This is a genomic window from Microtetraspora malaysiensis, from assembly GCF_050947145.1.
GTDB classification, from domain to species: Bacteria; Actinomycetota; Actinomycetes; order Streptosporangiales; family Streptosporangiaceae; genus Microtetraspora_A; species Microtetraspora_A malaysiensis.
In genome coordinates this window covers 6,244,228-6,259,742 of record NZ_CP191998.1, presented here as the reverse complement: position 1 = coordinate 6,259,742, position 15,515 = coordinate 6,244,228, and the positions used below count along the sequence as shown (strand labels likewise).

Genomic DNA, 15,515 nt, shown 5'->3' with positions numbered 1-15,515 from the left:
GGGGTCAGCCGAGCAGCCCGGCCATCCACGCCTCGATCTCGTCCGCGCGCCTGGGCAGGCCCGCCGACATGAGACGCGCGCCGTCCGCGGTGATGACCAGGTCGTCCTCGATGCGCACGCCGATGCCGCGCAGCTCGGGCGGCAGCGTGAGGTCGTCGGGCTGCAGGTAGAGGCCGGGCTCGACGGTGAGCACCTGGCCCTCCTCCAGCACGCCGTCGAGGTAGGCGCCGGCCCGCGCCCCCGCGCAGTCGTGGACGTCCAGGCCGAGCATGTGCCCGCTGCTGCAGAGGGTGTAGCGGCGGTAGAGGCCGCTCTCCAGGTCGGGGTTGGACAGCACGCCCCAGTCGTGCAGGCCCTCGGCGATCACCCGCATCGCGGTCAGGTGGAACTCGCGGAACCGGGCGCCCGGACGCAAGGTCGCGATCGCCGCGTCCTGCGCCGCCAGGACGAGGTCGTACACCTGCCGCTGCAGCGGGCTGAACCGGCCGGACAGCGGCAGCGTGCGGGTGATGTCGGCGGTGTAGAGGTTGTCGCTCTCCACGCCCGCGTCCAGGAGCAGCAGCTCGTCGGGGTTCAACCGCCCGTCGTTGCGGATCCAGTGCAGCACGCAGGCGTGCGCGCCCGAGGCCACGATCGACTGGTAGCCGACCGCGTTGCCCTCCAGCCGGGAGCGCAGCCCGAAGATCCCTTCGATGTACCGCTCGCCGCGCGGGTGGGCGATCGCCGCGGGCAGCGCCCGGACCACGTCCTCGAAGCCGCGGGCGGTGGCGTCCACCGCGTGCTGCAGCTCCGCGACCTCCCACTCGTCCTTGACGAGCCGCATCTCCGCCAGGAACGTGGCGAACTCGCCGTCGCCCTCCCCGGGCGTCACCAGGGCGTCGATCGAGCCGTCCACGCCGCGCAGCACCCGTGCGGGCCCGGAGAGCGCGTCGGGCAGGCGGTCGATGTGGACGCACTCGATCTGGTAGAGCTCCCCGGCCTCGGCGAGGTCGGGGCGGCGGCCCACCCAGAACTCGCCGTACCGGCGGTCGCGGTAGAACTCCTGCCCCGCGGAGCGGGGCGAGCGCGGCCGCATGAAGAGGCGTGCCGCGCCGGACGGCTCGACCACCAGCACGTTGTCCGGCTCCTGAGCCCCCGTCAGGTACGTGAACGCGCTGTGTGCCCGGAACCGGTAGTCGTCGTCGTTGCTGCGGACCTTGAGCGTCCCGGAGGGGATGACCAGCCGCTCCCCGGGAAAGCGCGAGGCGAGCGCGGCCCGCCGCTTGGCGGTGTACGCGGCGAGGGGCAGCGGATGCGCGTCGGTCCGGCTGGTGTCGGCCCAGTCGGTCGCCATGAACTCCGCGAGGGCCTCGGTGATCGGAAGGTCGTGGCTTCCGGTGTTGAGCTTGTCCGTCATCGTTGTCTCCGGGTGGCGGGCATTAGTGGTATTTCACACATTACTGCTTGGGCGCTGGTCACCCGATTGTCCTCCATCGAGGCCGGACCGCTCTCCGGCGGGGGCTCGGTCCCGCAGCGGCCGGGCGTCACTGATCCGCAACGCGCATAGGGGGAGGGTGTCGAGGGCAATGGTCAGGGAAAACATGCCGGGCCGGAGCCGAGGTGGTGCCGATGCTGATCAGAACTGTTCTGCGGCGCAAGGGTACGGACGTGGTGACCGTGCCGCCGGACGCCACGGTCACCGAACTGCTGGCCGTCCTGGCGGAGCGGAACATCGGGGCGGTGGTCGTCTCGGAGGACGGCCTGGCCATCACCGGCATCGTCTCCGAACGCGACGTCGTCCGCCGGCTGGCCGACCGCGGCGCCGCGGTCTTCGACCTCCCCGTGTCCGCGATCATGACGACCGAGGTCCACACCTGCACCCCCGAGGCGAACGTGGACGAGCTCCGCCGCACCATGACGAACCACCGCGTCCGGCACGTCCCGGTCGTCCGCGAGGGGCGGCTCGCCGGCATCGTCAGCATCGGCGACGTCGTCAAAAGCTCCATCGACGATCTGGAGACGGAGAACGAGGCCCTGGTCGGCTACATCCGCGGCTGACCCGGCCCGATCGGAAAGGGGAGGGGCCCGGCGCGTGCCGGGCCCCTCCTCGTCTCGCGGATGGGATCCGGGTCGGGTCTCGCGGTCCGGCCGGGCGGCCGGACCGCGAGACCGGCCTCATTTGACGGTGATCTTGTCCACCTCCACGGTGACGCCGCGTACCTGCGGGGTCGAGGTCGCCGTCGTCACCTCGCCGGTGCCGGCGGACGAGCCCTGGACCGTGAACGAGTAGGTCAGGGCCCCGCCGGGCGCGCCCGGCGTGCTGGCGATTCGGTAGTCGCTGGTGGGCGCACCGGTGATCTGGCCGCCCGCCGTGCCGTCGGCGTTCTCCGCGCCGACGGTCAGGCCGTAGTCGTCACCCGGGTAGGGCGGACGCGCGGCCGGGTTGTAGGCGAAGCTGATGTCCTCGGTGCCGTTGACCCCGATCCACTGCTGGAAGACCCGTACGGCGCTGTCCCCGTACAGGCGGACCTGCCACTCGATGACCACCCAGCGGTGGACGCCGTCCGTCAGCGTCCCCGCGTACACGCCCGGCGCCCCGCGGCCGTCCAGGTCGGTCCAGTACGGCGCGAGCACGTTGTTGGGCGGGGTCGGGTCGGGCAGCGTCTGCGGAGCGTACGCGATGTCCGCCGAACCGGTCGTGCCGCCCGCGACGGTGTAGCCGTTCGAGACGACCCCGAGCCGCGTGTACGTCTTGCCGGCGTAGACGAAGGCCGGGACGGTGAAGTTGATCGCCTCCTCGTCGCCGATCGGCGTCGGCGTGAGGCCGAGGCTCGCCAGCGGGAGCCAGCCGCCCGCCGGGTTGGTCCCCGGAGCGATGCCCGGCCGGTCGGGCTGCCGCCCCGCGAGGGTGGTCTTCGCCGTGACGACGCGGTTCCCGGTCAGGGTCGCGCCGGTGGCCCCGGTGGCCTTCAGCTTCGTGCTGAGCGTGCTGACCGCGGTGACCTCGGCGTCCTGCAGGGTGGTGTTCTGCACGGACACGGTGCAGGTGGAGACGCCGGTGTTCTTCACGATCGTGTCGGGCGCGCAGGTCTGGTCGATCGGCACCGCGCCCTGCTGACGGTAGAACGCGACCGGCAGGTGCTGCGCCCGGTCGCCGTTGACCTGCTTGAGGTCCACCTGGCCGAAGTACTGCCCCTCGGGCAGGTCCGGCGCGGCGATGACGATGGTGATCGTGGCGCTCTTGCCGGGCTTGACGTTGAACACCGACGGGGACACCGTGATGCTCGCCCCGCTGACCGTGCTGCCGCTCGCGCGGTAGACGACCGTCTTGTCCGTCGTGTTGACGAGCGTACGCTTCGCGGTGATCACACCGGGCATGATCGGCGCGTTCACCGAGGGCAGGTTGAGGTCGATCCGGCCCATCGGGTCGGTCGCCGAGGCCGCGTAGTTGGCCGCGGTCTCGTCAAGGGTCAGCCCGGTGTCGGCGGCCTTGGACAGGTCGACCCGGCCGCCGCCGTAGTCGAACGGGTCGGCGGGCGTGGTCCGGTCCTGCTTGGTGACCTTCGTGGTGGCCGTCGTCTCCAACGCCGACTTGATCTGGCCGGGCGTCCAGCCCGGGTGCAGGGCCGCCATCAGCGCCCCGGCGCCCGCCACGTGCGGCGACGACATCGACGTGCCGGCGATGACCTGGTACAGGTTGCCGGGCGGACCTTCGAGCTCCGACTCCGGCGTCGGGGTGTTGCCGGCGAGGATGTGCAGGCCGGGCGCGGTCACGTCCGGCTTGAGGAAGTCGCCGCCGGGGCCGCGCGAGGAGAACGTGGTCATGGCGTCGCCCTGCCACGTCGCCTTCTCGCCCTGCGTGAAGGTCGCCGTCGCGCCCGCGTGGGCGGCGACGAAGGCGAGCAGCGCGTCGGTCTCCGGCTTGTCGATGTGAACGGTGGGCACCCAGTGGTTGTCCGTCATCACGTCGAGCGGCGAGGAGTTGTAAAGGATCATCCCCGCGGCGCCGCCCTTCTTGACCGCGGCGCCCTTGAGCACCCGGTTCGGACCCCGCTGACAGGCGACGATCTTCCCGGTGAACAGCCCGGCCGGAGGCGTCCGCACGCACAGCGCGTCGCTGTACGGCGGGGCCGAGGCGAGCACGATCGGCAGCGGCGTCCCCGCGCCCGACGTGATCGACGCGCCCTTGATCGTGGCGGTCGCGCCGTCGCCGGCGAGGGTGATCGTCGACTGGAAGGTGCGCGACTGGGTCGAGGCGGCCACCGTCGTGACCCACGGGCTGCGGTGGTCGGTCGTGTTCGCGCCCGGGCCGGAGTTCCCGGCCGAGGCGGACACGAAGACGCCCGCCGCGTACGCGTCGAGGAACGCCAGCTCGACCGCGTCGCTGTAGGGGTCCGACCCGCCGGAGATCGAGAAGTTGATCACGCGGACGCCGTCCGCGATCGCCTGGGCCACCGCGGCCGCGGAGTCGGACTGGTAGCAGCCCTCGGCGCCGCACACCTTGTACGCCGCGACGTGGGCGGCCGGCGCCACGCCGTGAATCGCGCCGCGGTCGATGCCGAGCGGGTCCGCGTGCTCGACCGGGCCGCCGGCCGAGGTGGTGGCGGTGTGCGTCCCGTGGCCGTTGGAGTCACGGGCGCTGTCGGGGTAGACCTCGCCGCCCACCTGCGCGTTGTACGTCGCGAGGAAGGGCTGGCCGGAGATCAGCTTGTTGTTGCAGACGAAGACGTCCGCCGTCGGGGTCAGCGGGTTGTCCCCGAAGGAGCAGGTACGCGGGGTGCCGTCGGCCTTGGGCGGGGGAGCGGGCAGGTTGCCCGGGTCGGCGAACGACGGGTGCTCGGGCCAGACGCCCGAGTCGAGGATGCCGACGATCACGCCCTTGCCGGACGATTTCGTCCCGCCGAGCCGGTTGTATATCGCGTCGGCGCCCATGAACGAGGCGCTGGAGTCGGTGAGCGGCTGCTCCAGCTTGTCCTGCTGCACCGCCGCGACCCCGGGGAGCTTCACCAGCTCGGCGGCCTTCTCGCCGGGCAGGGTGAGGGCCACGCCGCCGTACACAGTGCGGAGCCGCTGGCCCACCTTGGCGTCGGGGATCTTCTTGGACAGCTCGCCGAGGAAGGCGTTCTCGACCTCCTCGATGTGCTTGCCGTATTTGGCCGCGTCGGCGCTCTTGAGATCGAGGGACTTTCCGGTGACCGACGGGCTGGTGCCGGGCAGGCCCGGCAGGTCACCCTGGTACGCGGCGAGCGAGTCGTAGTCCAGCTTCACGACGACGTTCACCGGCGCCGACGAGCGCGACTTCAGCAGTTGCGCGTCGCTCTTGGCCAGCCGCCCGCTCGGCGACTTGGCCCCCTGGACGTGATCACCCGCGGTGAGCGCGGTGGCCGACCAGGATCCGGTGGGGTCGGGGGTGGGATCCGCCGTCGCGGACGCCGCGGGAACCGTGGCCGCGACGAGTGTGAGACCGCTCGCGACGGCGGCCAGGCGTAAGTAGGTGGACGAAGTCTTCCTTGGCACGAACACCTCCCATGAGGGCACTGCGCTGATCGCCGCCCGTGAGGTGGGTGTCGTGCACCGCCGCCCTGAACGCGCGGGAAGGCGTACGACCCTCCCCCTCGGGCGACGAGCGGCCAGCCGCCCCGCAAGGCGGCTGGGCCTGACTGGGAGTCTAACTAGAGATCAAAAATAGGTATAGATCACTATTTATGCCGACTTTATGTGGCTCCTTGGGTGGAAGTTGCCAAGTCGTACACTCGATCTCGTGAAGCTCAAACTTGATCTCCATGACATCTACAACAGCAGCCGCGAGATCGACCGGGCGCTGCACGGAGTGATCCAGGAGGCGGTACGGATCAAGGCGACACAGGTGGAGATCATCCCCGGAAAGGGATCGGGCCAGCTCAAGAAGAAGGTGCTGCGGTTCCTGGAGCAGAAGGAGATCAAGGCGCTCTATCACCGCATCGACAAGGACGCGAAGAACCACGGCCGGCTGTTCGTGTACTTCCAGTGGAAATGAGCGCACGAGGCGTCTACCGGGCGTAACCCTTGCCTCGGCGGGCTCGGCGGGCTCGGGGACACGGTGCCCGGCGGGAGCCCCGCTTCCGGGACGCCCGGCCAGCCCAGCAGGGTCGGTCAGCTCGCAGCGGGGATCGGCGATATTGCTCACCGTGTGGGCGTCTTGCCATACTCGGCCGTGCCGAGGGGGCGGCCTTTCCTTTACGAGAAAGGCGGAGAGACGGATGAGCGAGCAACCGACAGGCCGGTCGGACGGTCCGGACAGCGGTCCGCCTCCCGTCTGGGGTCAGCAGCCGGGGCCTGCCCAACCCGCCTGGGGACAGCAGCCGGGCCAACCGGGGCCTGGCCCGTACGCCTGGGGGCCACCACCGGCGGCGAGGCCGAAAAGCGGCCTGTCCAGGGGCTGCCTGATCGCGCTCGCGGTGGCCGGAGTCATCGCGGTCCTGGTTATCGGTGGCGCCGTCGCCGGTGGCCTGTTCTTGGCGAAGAAGGTCAACGACGTCGCGGGTCAGGGGTCGCCCGGATCCGACAAGCTGCCGCAGACGATCGACGGTCTCAAACTCAGCAAGGGGGGCGTGACCGGGTTCGCGTGCAGCCTCGGAGGGAGCACGATGAACGACGTTTCCGAGGACGGCAGGATCGGTTCGTACTGCTACGTCGCGGAGGAGGGCAGTGGGTTCGCCATGGCCCTCGCGGGCAAGGGCGAGGCCTTCGACATCACCGGGTCCTCGATGCTCTCCGCCGCCGGTGGCGGGGCAGAGCCGAAGAACGTCAACGGCGCCCGGTGCGCCCATGACACGGATGCCGCGACGGTCTGCGTCGCGAGCAAGGGGGACGTCTCGGCCCTCGTCGTGACCTCGGGTGACGTCGGTGAGGACACCGCGGCCAAGATCGCGGTGGTTGTCGCCGAGAAGGTCGGCTGAGCCGGCTCCACGCCGAATGCGCCCTGCCGGTGACCGCGCGGAGGCATGGTCCGCCCGATGAAACGGCTCGCGGCGGGGGCCGGGAGGTCCGGGGTCACAGCTTGCGGAAGGAACGGGCCTCGGCCGCGGCGGCGAGCACGCCCTCAAGCGAGGCGCCGCCCGCGGCGGCGACCGCCGCCGAGATGGCCCCCTCGACGAACGGCACGTCCGCGATCACCACGGAACCGGGGCTCTCCAGGAGCCGCGCGGTCAGCACCGAGCTGCCGAGATCCGGGATCAGGACCACGCCGTCCCCCTGGTCCACCTCGTCGACGGCCGCCGCGACCTTGTCCACGCTCGTGCCGACCCCGCCGTCGTCCGCGCCTCCCGCCGCCGCCACCGGCACGTCCACGCCGCAGACGCTCCTGGCCAGCTCGGCCGCCTCCGAGGCCAGACCGTGGCTGTGTGAAATGAGAACGATGCCCACCATCGCAGTCTCCTGTGCGCTCCTTCCGCGTTCCCGTGGGTCTGCCCCACGGTCGTGCTCTCCCGTTCAGGGGCGGCTCTTCGAGCGCGGCGATCGGCGGGTCGCGACGGCCCTGAGCGCGCCGACGATGAGCGCCGTCGAAGCCGCCCCCGGGTCCTCGTGCCCGGCGCTGCGTGCCCCGAGATAGCTGGCCCGCCCCTTGCGCGCCACGAGCGGGACCGTCGCCTTCGCGCCCTCCTCGGCCGCCGCCGCGGCCGCCGCGAACGCCACCTCCGGATCGCCGCCCCCGCCCACGCTGCGCGCCATCGCCCGCGCGGCCGGGGCCAGCGCGTCCACCATCGTCTTGTCGCCCTCCTCCGCGCCGCCCAGCCTGCGTACGCCCGCGACCCCCGCCTCCAACGCGGACGCGAGATCGGCGGCCGACACGTCGGCGGCGTCGCCGAGCGTCTTGCCCATCTCACGGAAGGCGGTGCCGTACAGGGGGCCGGAGGCTCCGCCGACCTTGCGGATCAGCGTGGACCCGGCCAGGACGAGCACGCCGCCCGGCGTGTCCGGCGGGCGGGCAGCCAGCGCCTCGGCGACGGCGGCGAAGCCCCGGTCGAGGTTGGTCCCGTGGTCGGCGTCGCCGATGGCGGCGTCCAGCCGGGTGAGATGGTCGCGACCGGCCCGTACGGCGGCCGTGATCTCCTCCATCCAGATGACGAAGAACCGCGTGTCCAAGGGGGACTCCTGAGGGTCGGGTGTCGGTCAGCGGCCCCAGCGCAGCGCCGGTGTCTCCACCGGAGCGTCCCACAGCCGGGTGAGCTCGTCGGTCAGCGCGCACGTGGTCACCGAGAAGCCCTGCATGTCGAGGCTGGTGACGTGGTTGCCGACCAGGCGGCGCGCGGCGGTCGCGCCCCTCTCCTCCAGGTACGCGGCCACCTCGGCGAAGACGATGTACAGCTCCATGAGCGGCGTGCCGCCCATTCCGTTGACCATGACCAGGGTCTCACCGGAGAGCGGGAGGTCGTCGTCGATCGCGTCCATCGCGATGCGGACGAGCTCGCGCGCCCCCCGGAGCGCGGCGCGGGTGCGGCCCGGCTCGCCGTGGATGCCGATGCCCAGCTCGATCTCCGTCTCGCCCAGCTCGAACGTGGGCCTCCCGGCGGCGGGGGTGGTGCAGGCGCTCAGCGCGACGCCGAAGGAGCGGCTGCGGTCGTTCACCTCCCTGCCGGCCCGGGCCACCTCGGCCAGCGGGGCCCCGGCCTCCGCCAGCGCACCGGCGATCTTCTCCACGAAGACGGCGGCCCCGGTGCCCCTGCGGCCGGCCGTGTAGAGCGAGTCCCGCACGGCCACGTCGTCGTCGACCAGGACCCGGGTCACCTCCACGCCCTCGTCGCCGCTGAGCTCGGCCGCCATCTCGAAGTTGAGCACGTCGCCGGTGTAGTTCTTCACGATGTGCAGCACGCCGGCGCCGCCGTCCACGCCGGTCGTCGCCCGTACGATCTGGTCGGGGACGGGCGAGGTGAAGATCTCGCCGGGACAGGCGGCGTCGAGCATGCCGTATCCGACGTAGCCGCCGTGCAGCGGCTCGTGGCCCGAGCCGCCTCCGGAGACCAGTCCGACCTTGCCCGGCCGGGGCGCGTCCCCCCTAAAGACGATCTTGTTCTCGACGTCCACCTTGAGCGAGGGGTGCGCCGCCGCGACACCGCGCAAGGTGTCGGTGACCACGGAGCCGACATCGTTGATGAGCTTCTTCATGTCGCCGTCCTCGTGTGGGGGGCCGTCTCCTTTACGCCTGCCCGGTCACACGGGACGGCACGCCTCGATTTCCCGGCGCAGGGCGACCGCGATGCATCTCAGCCCGCGGCGCTGTGGGAAGGTCCGCCACATGGGCGCTGGAGACGTGGCGTGCGAAGGCGCGCAGCGGGCCGCCTTCCAGGTGGAAGTAATGCCGTATGAACCTCTCCGCGGAACGGCGGGCGTCGGCGAACGCGGGATGATCGCGATCCGGCCGGCCGGAATGGCGGTGATCGCATTGCGGGATGTCCGCTGTCTCGTGATCGGGCAACTCCAGTGTCCAATCGGCTCGGCGTGGCCGTGCGGCACGCCCTCCGGCACCAGTTCGTTAACCGGGGCACCCAGGAGGAACGCGGTGACGATGGCTGCGAAGGCGGCGCGGCCTCGCGCCGGCGAGTCCCGACTCGCCCGGCTCGTCACCGAGGTCCTCAGCCCCTTCCACGTGGTGATCCCGCTTCCCGCGGCGGTGGGCTGGCACCAGTCCCATCCGGCCGCCACCGGGCTCCTGTGGGGCCTCTTCGCCGCCGTGGCGGGAGCCGTGTCCATCCTCACGGCGGAGTTCGGCGCGTGGGCGTGGGCCTGCTGGCCACTCGTGGCCTTGGCCGGCTGGTCGCGGATCGCCCTGCGCGACCACACGCCCGCGCAGGTCGTCGCGGGCGCGGTCGCCGGGACGGCCGTCTGCTGGCCCGTCTACGCCCTGATCGGCTGATCCGCGGCCTCCGTACGGACCGGGCGGAAGCGCGGATGATCTGGCGCTCACGACGGCGGGTGTAGGAGGATTCTGGGGATCTGCGACGGATGGGAGGCGGGCGCATGTCAGTGGTGCGGGATCTCGTGGAGGGCATCGGAGGCGTGGAGGCCGAGCACGTCACCGCCCGGGAGGCCGAGCACGGCCCACTGCCCGGCGACGGCCCCGACAGCTCGGCCCGCGTCGTCGCCCCGGTGGCGCGGTGAACGTCGCCGAGGCCGTGGGCGCGGTCCTCGCCTCGCTCGGAGTCGACACCGCCTTCGGCGTCGTCGGCAGCGGCAACTTCCACGTGACCAACGCGCTCGCCGAGCACGGCGTGCGCTTCGTGGCCGCCCGCCACGAGGGCGGCGCGGCCACCATGGCCGACGCGTACGCGCGGATGAGCGGCTCCCTGGCGGTGCTCAGCGTCCACCAGGGGCCGGGCCTCACGAACGCGCTGACCGGCATCGCCGAGGCGGCCAAGAGCCGCACCCCGCTGCTGGTGTTGGCCGGGGAGGCGACCGCGCCGCGGTCGAACTTCCGCATCGACCAGCCGGGCCTGGTGTCGGCCGTGGGCGCCCTCGCCGCCCGGGTCGACTCGGCCGAGAGCGTCGTCGAGGACACGGTCCTGGCCTTCCTCACCGCGCTGCTCGGCCGCCGCGCCGTCCTGCTCAACCTCCCCCTCGATGTGCAGGGCGCGGTCCTGCCCGACGACGTCGCCCAGGCCGTACGGGAGCTGCGGTCGAGCCGGATCGCCGACGTGGGGGAGCAGGGGAGCCGGGCCTGGGCCGCCGTCCGCGACCTGCGGGACCGCGCGTGGCGCGACCTCGGGGACGGAGAAGGCGAGCCGTCCGAGCCGGCGTCCTCCGACCTCGCGGAGCCGGTGGCGACGGGGCCGGCCCCGGCCGACTCCGTGAGCGAGCTGACCCGCCTGATCGCCGCCGCGCGGTGCCCGGTCTTCGTCGCCGGGCGGGGAGCGCGCGGCGCGAGCCGGGACATCGAGGTGCTCGCCGACCGGTCCGGAGCGCTGCTCGCCACGTCGGCGGTCGCGCGCGGGCTGTTCCGTGGCAGCCCGTGGGACCTGGACGTGAGCGGCGGCTTCGCCTCTCCGCTGGCGGCCGAGCTGATCCGCGGCGCCGACCTGGTCGTGGCCTGGGGCTGCGGGCTCAACGTGTGGACCACCCGGCACGGCTCGCTGATCGGCCCGGACGCGACCGTCGTCCAGGTCGACATCGATCCGGACGCGCTCGGCGCGCACCGGCCGGTCGATCTCGGCGTGATCGGCGACGCGGCGGAGACCGCGCGGGCCGTGACCGAGGCCCTCGGCGCCCCCCGCGACGGGTACCGAAGCCCCGAGCTGGCCGTCCGGGTCGCGCAGGAGATCCGCTGGCGGGACGTTCCGTACCAGGACGAGAGCGGGGGCGGGCGCATCGACCCGCGGACGCTCACGATCGAGCTGGACGACCTGCTGCCGGCCGAGCGGATCGTCTCCGTGGACTCCGGAAATTTCATGGGATATCCGACGATGTTCTTGTCGGTGCCGGACGCGAACGGCTTCTGCTTCACCCAGGCGTTCCAGTCGATCGGCCTCGGCCTGGCCACCGCGATCGGTGCCGCGCTCGCCCGCCCGGACCGCCTGCCGGTGGCCGCGCTGGGCGACGGCGGAGCCCTGATGGGCGTCGCCGAGCTGGAGACCGTGGTACGGCTCGGCCTGCCGATGATCGTCGTGGTCTACGACGACGAGGGGTACGGCGCGGAGGTCCACCACTTCGGCCCGGAGGGGCATCCGCTGGACACCGTCACCTTCCCGGCCGCCGACATCGCGGCCATCGCCAGGGGTTTCGGCTGCCAGACGGTGACCGTACGCGAGCGGGCCGATCTGGCGGGGGTCGCCGAGTGGCTGAAGGGACCGCGCGAGGCGCCCCTGGTGGTCCACGCGAAGGTGACCCGCGACCGGGGCGCGTGGTGGCTGGAGGAGGCGTTCCGCGCACACTGAACTGGACGGCCCCGCCCCCGGCGGGCGGGGCCCTCGTGAGGGGCCGGATCAGGAGGTTACGGTCGCGTAGGTTAGCGTTCGGTCATGGCTGAGATCGTGTATCCCCCGGTGATCCGGACCGCGCTCGTGCTCTTCAAGGCGCTGGATCTCAAGATCCGCATCGAGGGCGCCGAACACGTGCCCACAACCGGTGGCGCGGTGCTGGCCAGTAACCACGTGAGCTACCTCGACTTCATCTTCGCCGGACTGGCCGCCTGGCCCTCGCGGCGGCTCGTCCGGTTTATGGCGAAGAAGGAGGTCTTCGCCAACCCGGTGGCCGGGCCGCTGATGCGTGGGATGCACCACATCTCGGTGGACCGTTCCGCCGGGGCGGGCGCCTTCGGCGCGGCGGTGCGAGCGCTGAAGGACGGCGAGATCGTCGGCAACTTCGCCGAGGCCACGATCAGCCGGTCGTTCACGATCAAGGACATCAAGAACGGCCCGGTCCGGATGGCGGCCGACGCGGGCGTCCCGCTGATCCCGGTCGCCGTGTGGGGTCCGCACCGGCTCTGGACCAAGGGCCGCCCGCGCAGGCTGCTCCAGCGGCACGTGCCTGTCACGATCCTGGTCGGCGAGCCGATGCGCCCAGAGCCGGGCACACCGCTCGCCGACACCACGGCGGAGCTGCGGCAGCGGATGTCGGAGCTGCTCGACCGGGCCCAGCGGACCTACCCCGAGATCCCGCCGGGCGTCTGGTGGCAGCCCGCCCACCTCGGCGGCACCGCCCCCACCCCCGAGGAGGCCGCCGGCCTCGACACCTCCGCCAGGGCCCGCCGCGTGGAGCCCGACGCGGGCGTCTAGCGTGCCTCGGCCGGGGCGGCCACTTCGCTCGCTCCGCTCCCTCGATCCCGGGTGAACGTCGGCGGACAGCGCATGAGGCGGGCGGACCCCCGGGCGGCCGGTGAGGGCCGCCCGGGGGTCCGTAGATCCGGTGGGTACCGGGTACGGGGTCAGCGGCCGTCGCCGACCACGACCCTGGCCTTGTTGTAGTTCTTGCCGTTGCCGTCCGGCTTGTAGTTCTTCTCGGTGTTGCCGGCGATGTCCACGGCGAACCAGTGCACCTCGGTGGTCGTGCCGACGGTGATCTGCTGCGCCCCCTCACGCATCCCGGCCGCCGTCAGCTTCGGCGAGGAGAGAGTGGGCCGGCTGCCGTCCAGCGTGTAGTAGATGTTGGCCGGCTCGTCCACGGCGAACGTGAACGAGGTCGAGTCGGCGCTCTTTCCGGTGATCTTCAGCTCGGACGACGGCTGCTTGTGGTCGTTCGCGTACCCGCGGGCGACCTCGAGGATGGCGACCTGCCCGGAGGAGAACTCCATCGCCTCCTCATGGCCCTCGCCGAACGCCGGCTGGAAGCCCACGGCCTGGAACCGCTTGGTCGCCGGGTTGTAGACGTCCGCGCCGACCTCGAAGTCCCAGCCGATGATGCCCCGGTTGTACCAGTGCTCGTCGGCGCTGTTCCCGGCCGCCGAGTAGAGGACGTCCGGGACCGGCCCGGTGCGTCCCGGCCAGATCGCGGTGCCGCGCCAGGTCTGCACGGCGGAGAGGATGTGGCTGGAGGCGTTCCAGAAGAAGTTCTCGGTGCCGTAGTCCACCCGCGGCAGCAGCTCACGCCCGGCCGTCTTGTACGCCCCCGGAGGCCACATGAAGTAACCGCCGTAGGAGTGCGTGTTCATCGCGAACTTGATGTTCTGGAACTTCTGGGTCAGCCACACCTCGTTCTTCGCCTCGGGTTCGGACAGCTCGGCCGGACCGGCGAAAGTCTCGCCGGTGCAGGTCGTCGAGGCGCCGCTGTACCCGTCGAAGATCGACCCGACCGAGAAGTTCCGGTTCAGGTCCACACCCCAGGAGTTCCGCGAGGCCGGGTCCGCGGAATTGGCCTGGCAGTAGTTGATCATGTTCTTGCGCTGCATGTTGTAGTCGTAGAACGAGTAGTGCGCGCCGTCGGGGTTGACCGTCGGCAGGATGAAGATGTCGAGGTCGTCCACCAGCTTCTTGGTGTCGGAGTCCCCGGCGTAGTTGCGCAGCAGCCGCTCCGCGGTCTCCACACAGGTCAGCGGGGTCACCCACTCGCGCGCGTGCTCCTGGCAGTAGAGGAACACGCCGGTCTTCGCCCCGTCTCGCTGCTTGCCGATGCGCAGCGCCTTCATCTGGAACGGCTCCCGCGAGACGGAGGCGGGCGCCTTCAGGTTGTCGGTCAGCCGCGTCGCCGGTGCGGCGGCCACCAGGCCCGTGCCCGCGTTGCCCCGGTACGTCGCGGCGCCCACGAGCGCGGACGCGGCCGCGTCGCCGTTGATCGCGTCCACGACCTGTTTGGCCGTGCTGGACACCGCTCCCGCGGCGTCCGTGGCCAGGTTGACCACGATGTCCTTGCCCGTGACGGAGACGCCGAGCGGGGAGGAGGCGGCCTGCGGCTTCGCCAGCGCGACGCTGACGTCGTTGCCGCCCTCGTGCCCGAACGCCTTGGAACTGACGTACAGCGTGCTCGCCGCGACCGTGCCGAACTGCGCCTGCGCGGCCCGGCGGTACCCGTTCGTCTTGTACGGCAGGTTCACGATCTCCGCGAGCTTGGGGAACTCGCGGGCCAGGGAGGTGATCCGGTCGGTGACCTCGGTCGGGTCCATGTAGTGGTCGACGAAGTCCGCGACGTAGTGCTTGCCCGGCGGCTTGCGCGGCTGCCCCAGCCACTTGGTCACCGGGACCGTGACGGAGCCGCCGCGGTTGCTGGTGATCGTGGCCGTCGTCGGTGCCTGCGTGATCGACAGGGGAGTGCTGAAGCGGTGGTACATGTACGCCCCGGCGTCGGTGAACCGCGACATCGTGGCGGAGCCGCCGGAGTCGGGCGCGGTGCCGGGGCCGCTGTCCCAGGTGACGGTGAGCACGGTCTGCGCGTCGGTGGCGCTCGACTTCACCTCGACGGACAGGAAGCGCTGGTCGTCCAGGCTGGTGAACCACTCGGCGCGCAGCGGGGTCAGCGTGTCGGTCTCGGCCGTCGCCGCGGCCGCCGACCGCAGCGCCTCGGTCCGCTCGGCCAGGTTCTCGGCGTTGTCGGTCTGGTCGGATATCACGCCTTGGACGTCGAAGCCCTCGTCGCGCAGGCGGCGTGCCTCGTCGGGGCTGAGCACGGCGTGGATCTCGATGCCGTTGTCCAGGGGCTTCTTGTACTCGGCGAGGTCCACGCCCATCGCGTTCAGCCGGTCCACGTCCGCCTGGTCGGGGACGACGATCCGCATCAGCGCGACGCCGTTCTGGGCGGTGGTGGACTGGCGGTCCGGGACGATCTCGCCAGGGGAGGGGGAGGGTTCGGCGAGCGCCGGGAGCGCGCTCAGGGTGAGTGCCAGGGGCAGGGCGAGCGCGACGGCGACGCGGCGCGCCCTCCTGCGGTCCAGAGGACTCCTCATCAGAGACTCCTTCTCCGGCGTGCTCCGTCCGGGTAGGGGGTCAGCCCGGCGGGCGCACGCGAGTGGAAGAAGTCTTGATCGGCGACATATTGCCGTCAACACCCTGATATCACCGTGTTATATCGCTTTTGCTGTTATGAGCTGATATTCAGGATTTTGAGGGATAAATCGCCCTAGTTGGCAGAAATTCGGG

13 protein-coding genes are annotated in these 15,515 nt (G+C 71.6%); 7 read left to right on the top strand and 6 right to left on the bottom strand.

What is annotated here, in order from left to right; genetic code table 11:
- Positions 1-4: 4 nt before the first annotated feature.
- The gene (locus ACQP1V_RS29535) at positions 5-1,396 is read right to left on the bottom strand and encodes an aminopeptidase P family protein (RefSeq protein ID WP_433413318.1); all 1,392 of its coding nucleotides are present in this window, start codon (positions 1,394-1,396) and stop codon (positions 5-7) included.
- Positions 1,397-1,608: 212 nt separating this feature from the next.
- On the opposite strand from ACQP1V_RS29535, the gene ACQP1V_RS29530 reads away from it, so the two are divergent.
- Positions 1,609-2,037: a CBS domain-containing protein gene (locus ACQP1V_RS29530; protein WP_067129066.1), complete on the top strand. Its 429-nt coding sequence runs from the start codon at positions 1,609-1,611 to the stop codon at positions 2,035-2,037.
- A gap of 117 nt (positions 2,038-2,154) precedes the next feature.
- Here ACQP1V_RS29530 and ACQP1V_RS29525 read toward each other — a convergent pair whose 3' ends face one another.
- Positions 2,155-5,496, bottom strand: coding sequence for a S8 family serine peptidase (locus ACQP1V_RS29525; protein WP_433413316.1), 3,342 nt, complete (start codon positions 5,494-5,496; stop codon positions 2,155-2,157).
- A gap of 244 nt (positions 5,497-5,740) precedes the next feature.
- Here ACQP1V_RS29525 and ACQP1V_RS29520 point away from each other — a divergent pair, with 244 nt between their 5' ends.
- Together ACQP1V_RS29520 and ACQP1V_RS29515 are read left to right on the top strand one after the other, a co-directional pair.
- On the top strand, positions 5,741-5,995 hold the full coding sequence (locus tag ACQP1V_RS29520; RefSeq protein WP_433413314.1) for a Smr/MutS family protein: 255 nt from the start codon (positions 5,741-5,743) through the stop codon (positions 5,993-5,995).
- A 223-nt stretch (positions 5,996-6,218) separates the two neighbouring features.
- A complete protein-coding gene (locus tag ACQP1V_RS29515; RefSeq protein WP_433413312.1) occupies positions 6,219-6,917 on the top strand; it encodes a hypothetical protein in 699 nt (232 codons plus the stop codon).
- 94 nt (positions 6,918-7,011) lie between these two features.
- On the opposite strand, the gene ACQP1V_RS29510 is transcribed toward ACQP1V_RS29515, so the two are convergent.
- From ACQP1V_RS29510 to dhaK, 3 genes are all read right to left on the bottom strand, one after another.
- The gene (locus tag ACQP1V_RS29510) at positions 7,012-7,386 is read right to left on the bottom strand and encodes a PTS-dependent dihydroxyacetone kinase phosphotransferase subunit DhaM (protein ID WP_067128736.1); all 375 of its coding nucleotides are present in this window, start codon (positions 7,384-7,386) and stop codon (positions 7,012-7,014) included.
- Between the two features lie 63 nt (positions 7,387-7,449).
- Positions 7,450-8,103, bottom strand: a complete 654-nt coding sequence (dhaL, locus tag ACQP1V_RS29505) for a dihydroxyacetone kinase subunit DhaL (protein WP_433413310.1) — start codon at positions 8,101-8,103, stop codon at positions 7,450-7,452.
- A gap of 27 nt (positions 8,104-8,130) precedes the next feature.
- A complete protein-coding gene (gene dhaK, locus ACQP1V_RS29500; protein ID WP_433413308.1) occupies positions 8,131-9,123 on the bottom strand; it encodes a dihydroxyacetone kinase subunit DhaK in 993 nt (330 codons plus the stop codon).
- Positions 9,124-9,523: 400 nt separating this feature from the next.
- Between dhaK and ACQP1V_RS29495 the strand changes: the two genes are divergently transcribed.
- The 4 genes from ACQP1V_RS29495 to ACQP1V_RS29480 all read left to right on the top strand — a co-directional run bounded on the left by ACQP1V_RS29495 (position 9,524) and on the right by ACQP1V_RS29480 (position 12,725).
- Positions 9,524-9,871 (top strand): phosphatase PAP2 family protein, encoded by a 348-nt coding sequence (locus ACQP1V_RS29495; RefSeq protein WP_433425989.1) that lies wholly within the window; start codon positions 9,524-9,526, stop codon positions 9,869-9,871.
- 104 nt (positions 9,872-9,975) lie between these two features.
- The gene (locus ACQP1V_RS29490; protein WP_433413307.1) at positions 9,976-10,116 is read left to right on the top strand and encodes a hypothetical protein; all 141 of its coding nucleotides are present in this window, start codon (positions 9,976-9,978) and stop codon (positions 10,114-10,116) included.
- Positions 10,113-11,885, top strand: coding sequence for a thiamine pyrophosphate-binding protein (locus ACQP1V_RS29485; RefSeq protein WP_433413305.1), 1,773 nt, complete (start codon positions 10,113-10,115; stop codon positions 11,883-11,885). Before ACQP1V_RS29490 ends, ACQP1V_RS29485 begins: the two co-directional genes overlap by 4 nt.
- Before the next feature lie 84 nt (positions 11,886-11,969).
- Entirely contained in the window at positions 11,970-12,725 is a 756-nt protein-coding gene (locus ACQP1V_RS29480; protein ID WP_433413304.1) for a lysophospholipid acyltransferase family protein, read from the top strand.
- Positions 12,726-12,874: 149 nt separating this feature from the next.
- Here the strand turns inward: ACQP1V_RS29480 and ACQP1V_RS29475 are convergent, their stop codons facing one another.
- Positions 12,875-15,322, bottom strand: a complete 2,448-nt coding sequence (locus ACQP1V_RS29475) for a M14 family metallopeptidase (RefSeq protein ID WP_433413302.1) — start codon at positions 15,320-15,322, stop codon at positions 12,875-12,877.
- Positions 15,323-15,515: the final 193 nt, after the last annotated feature.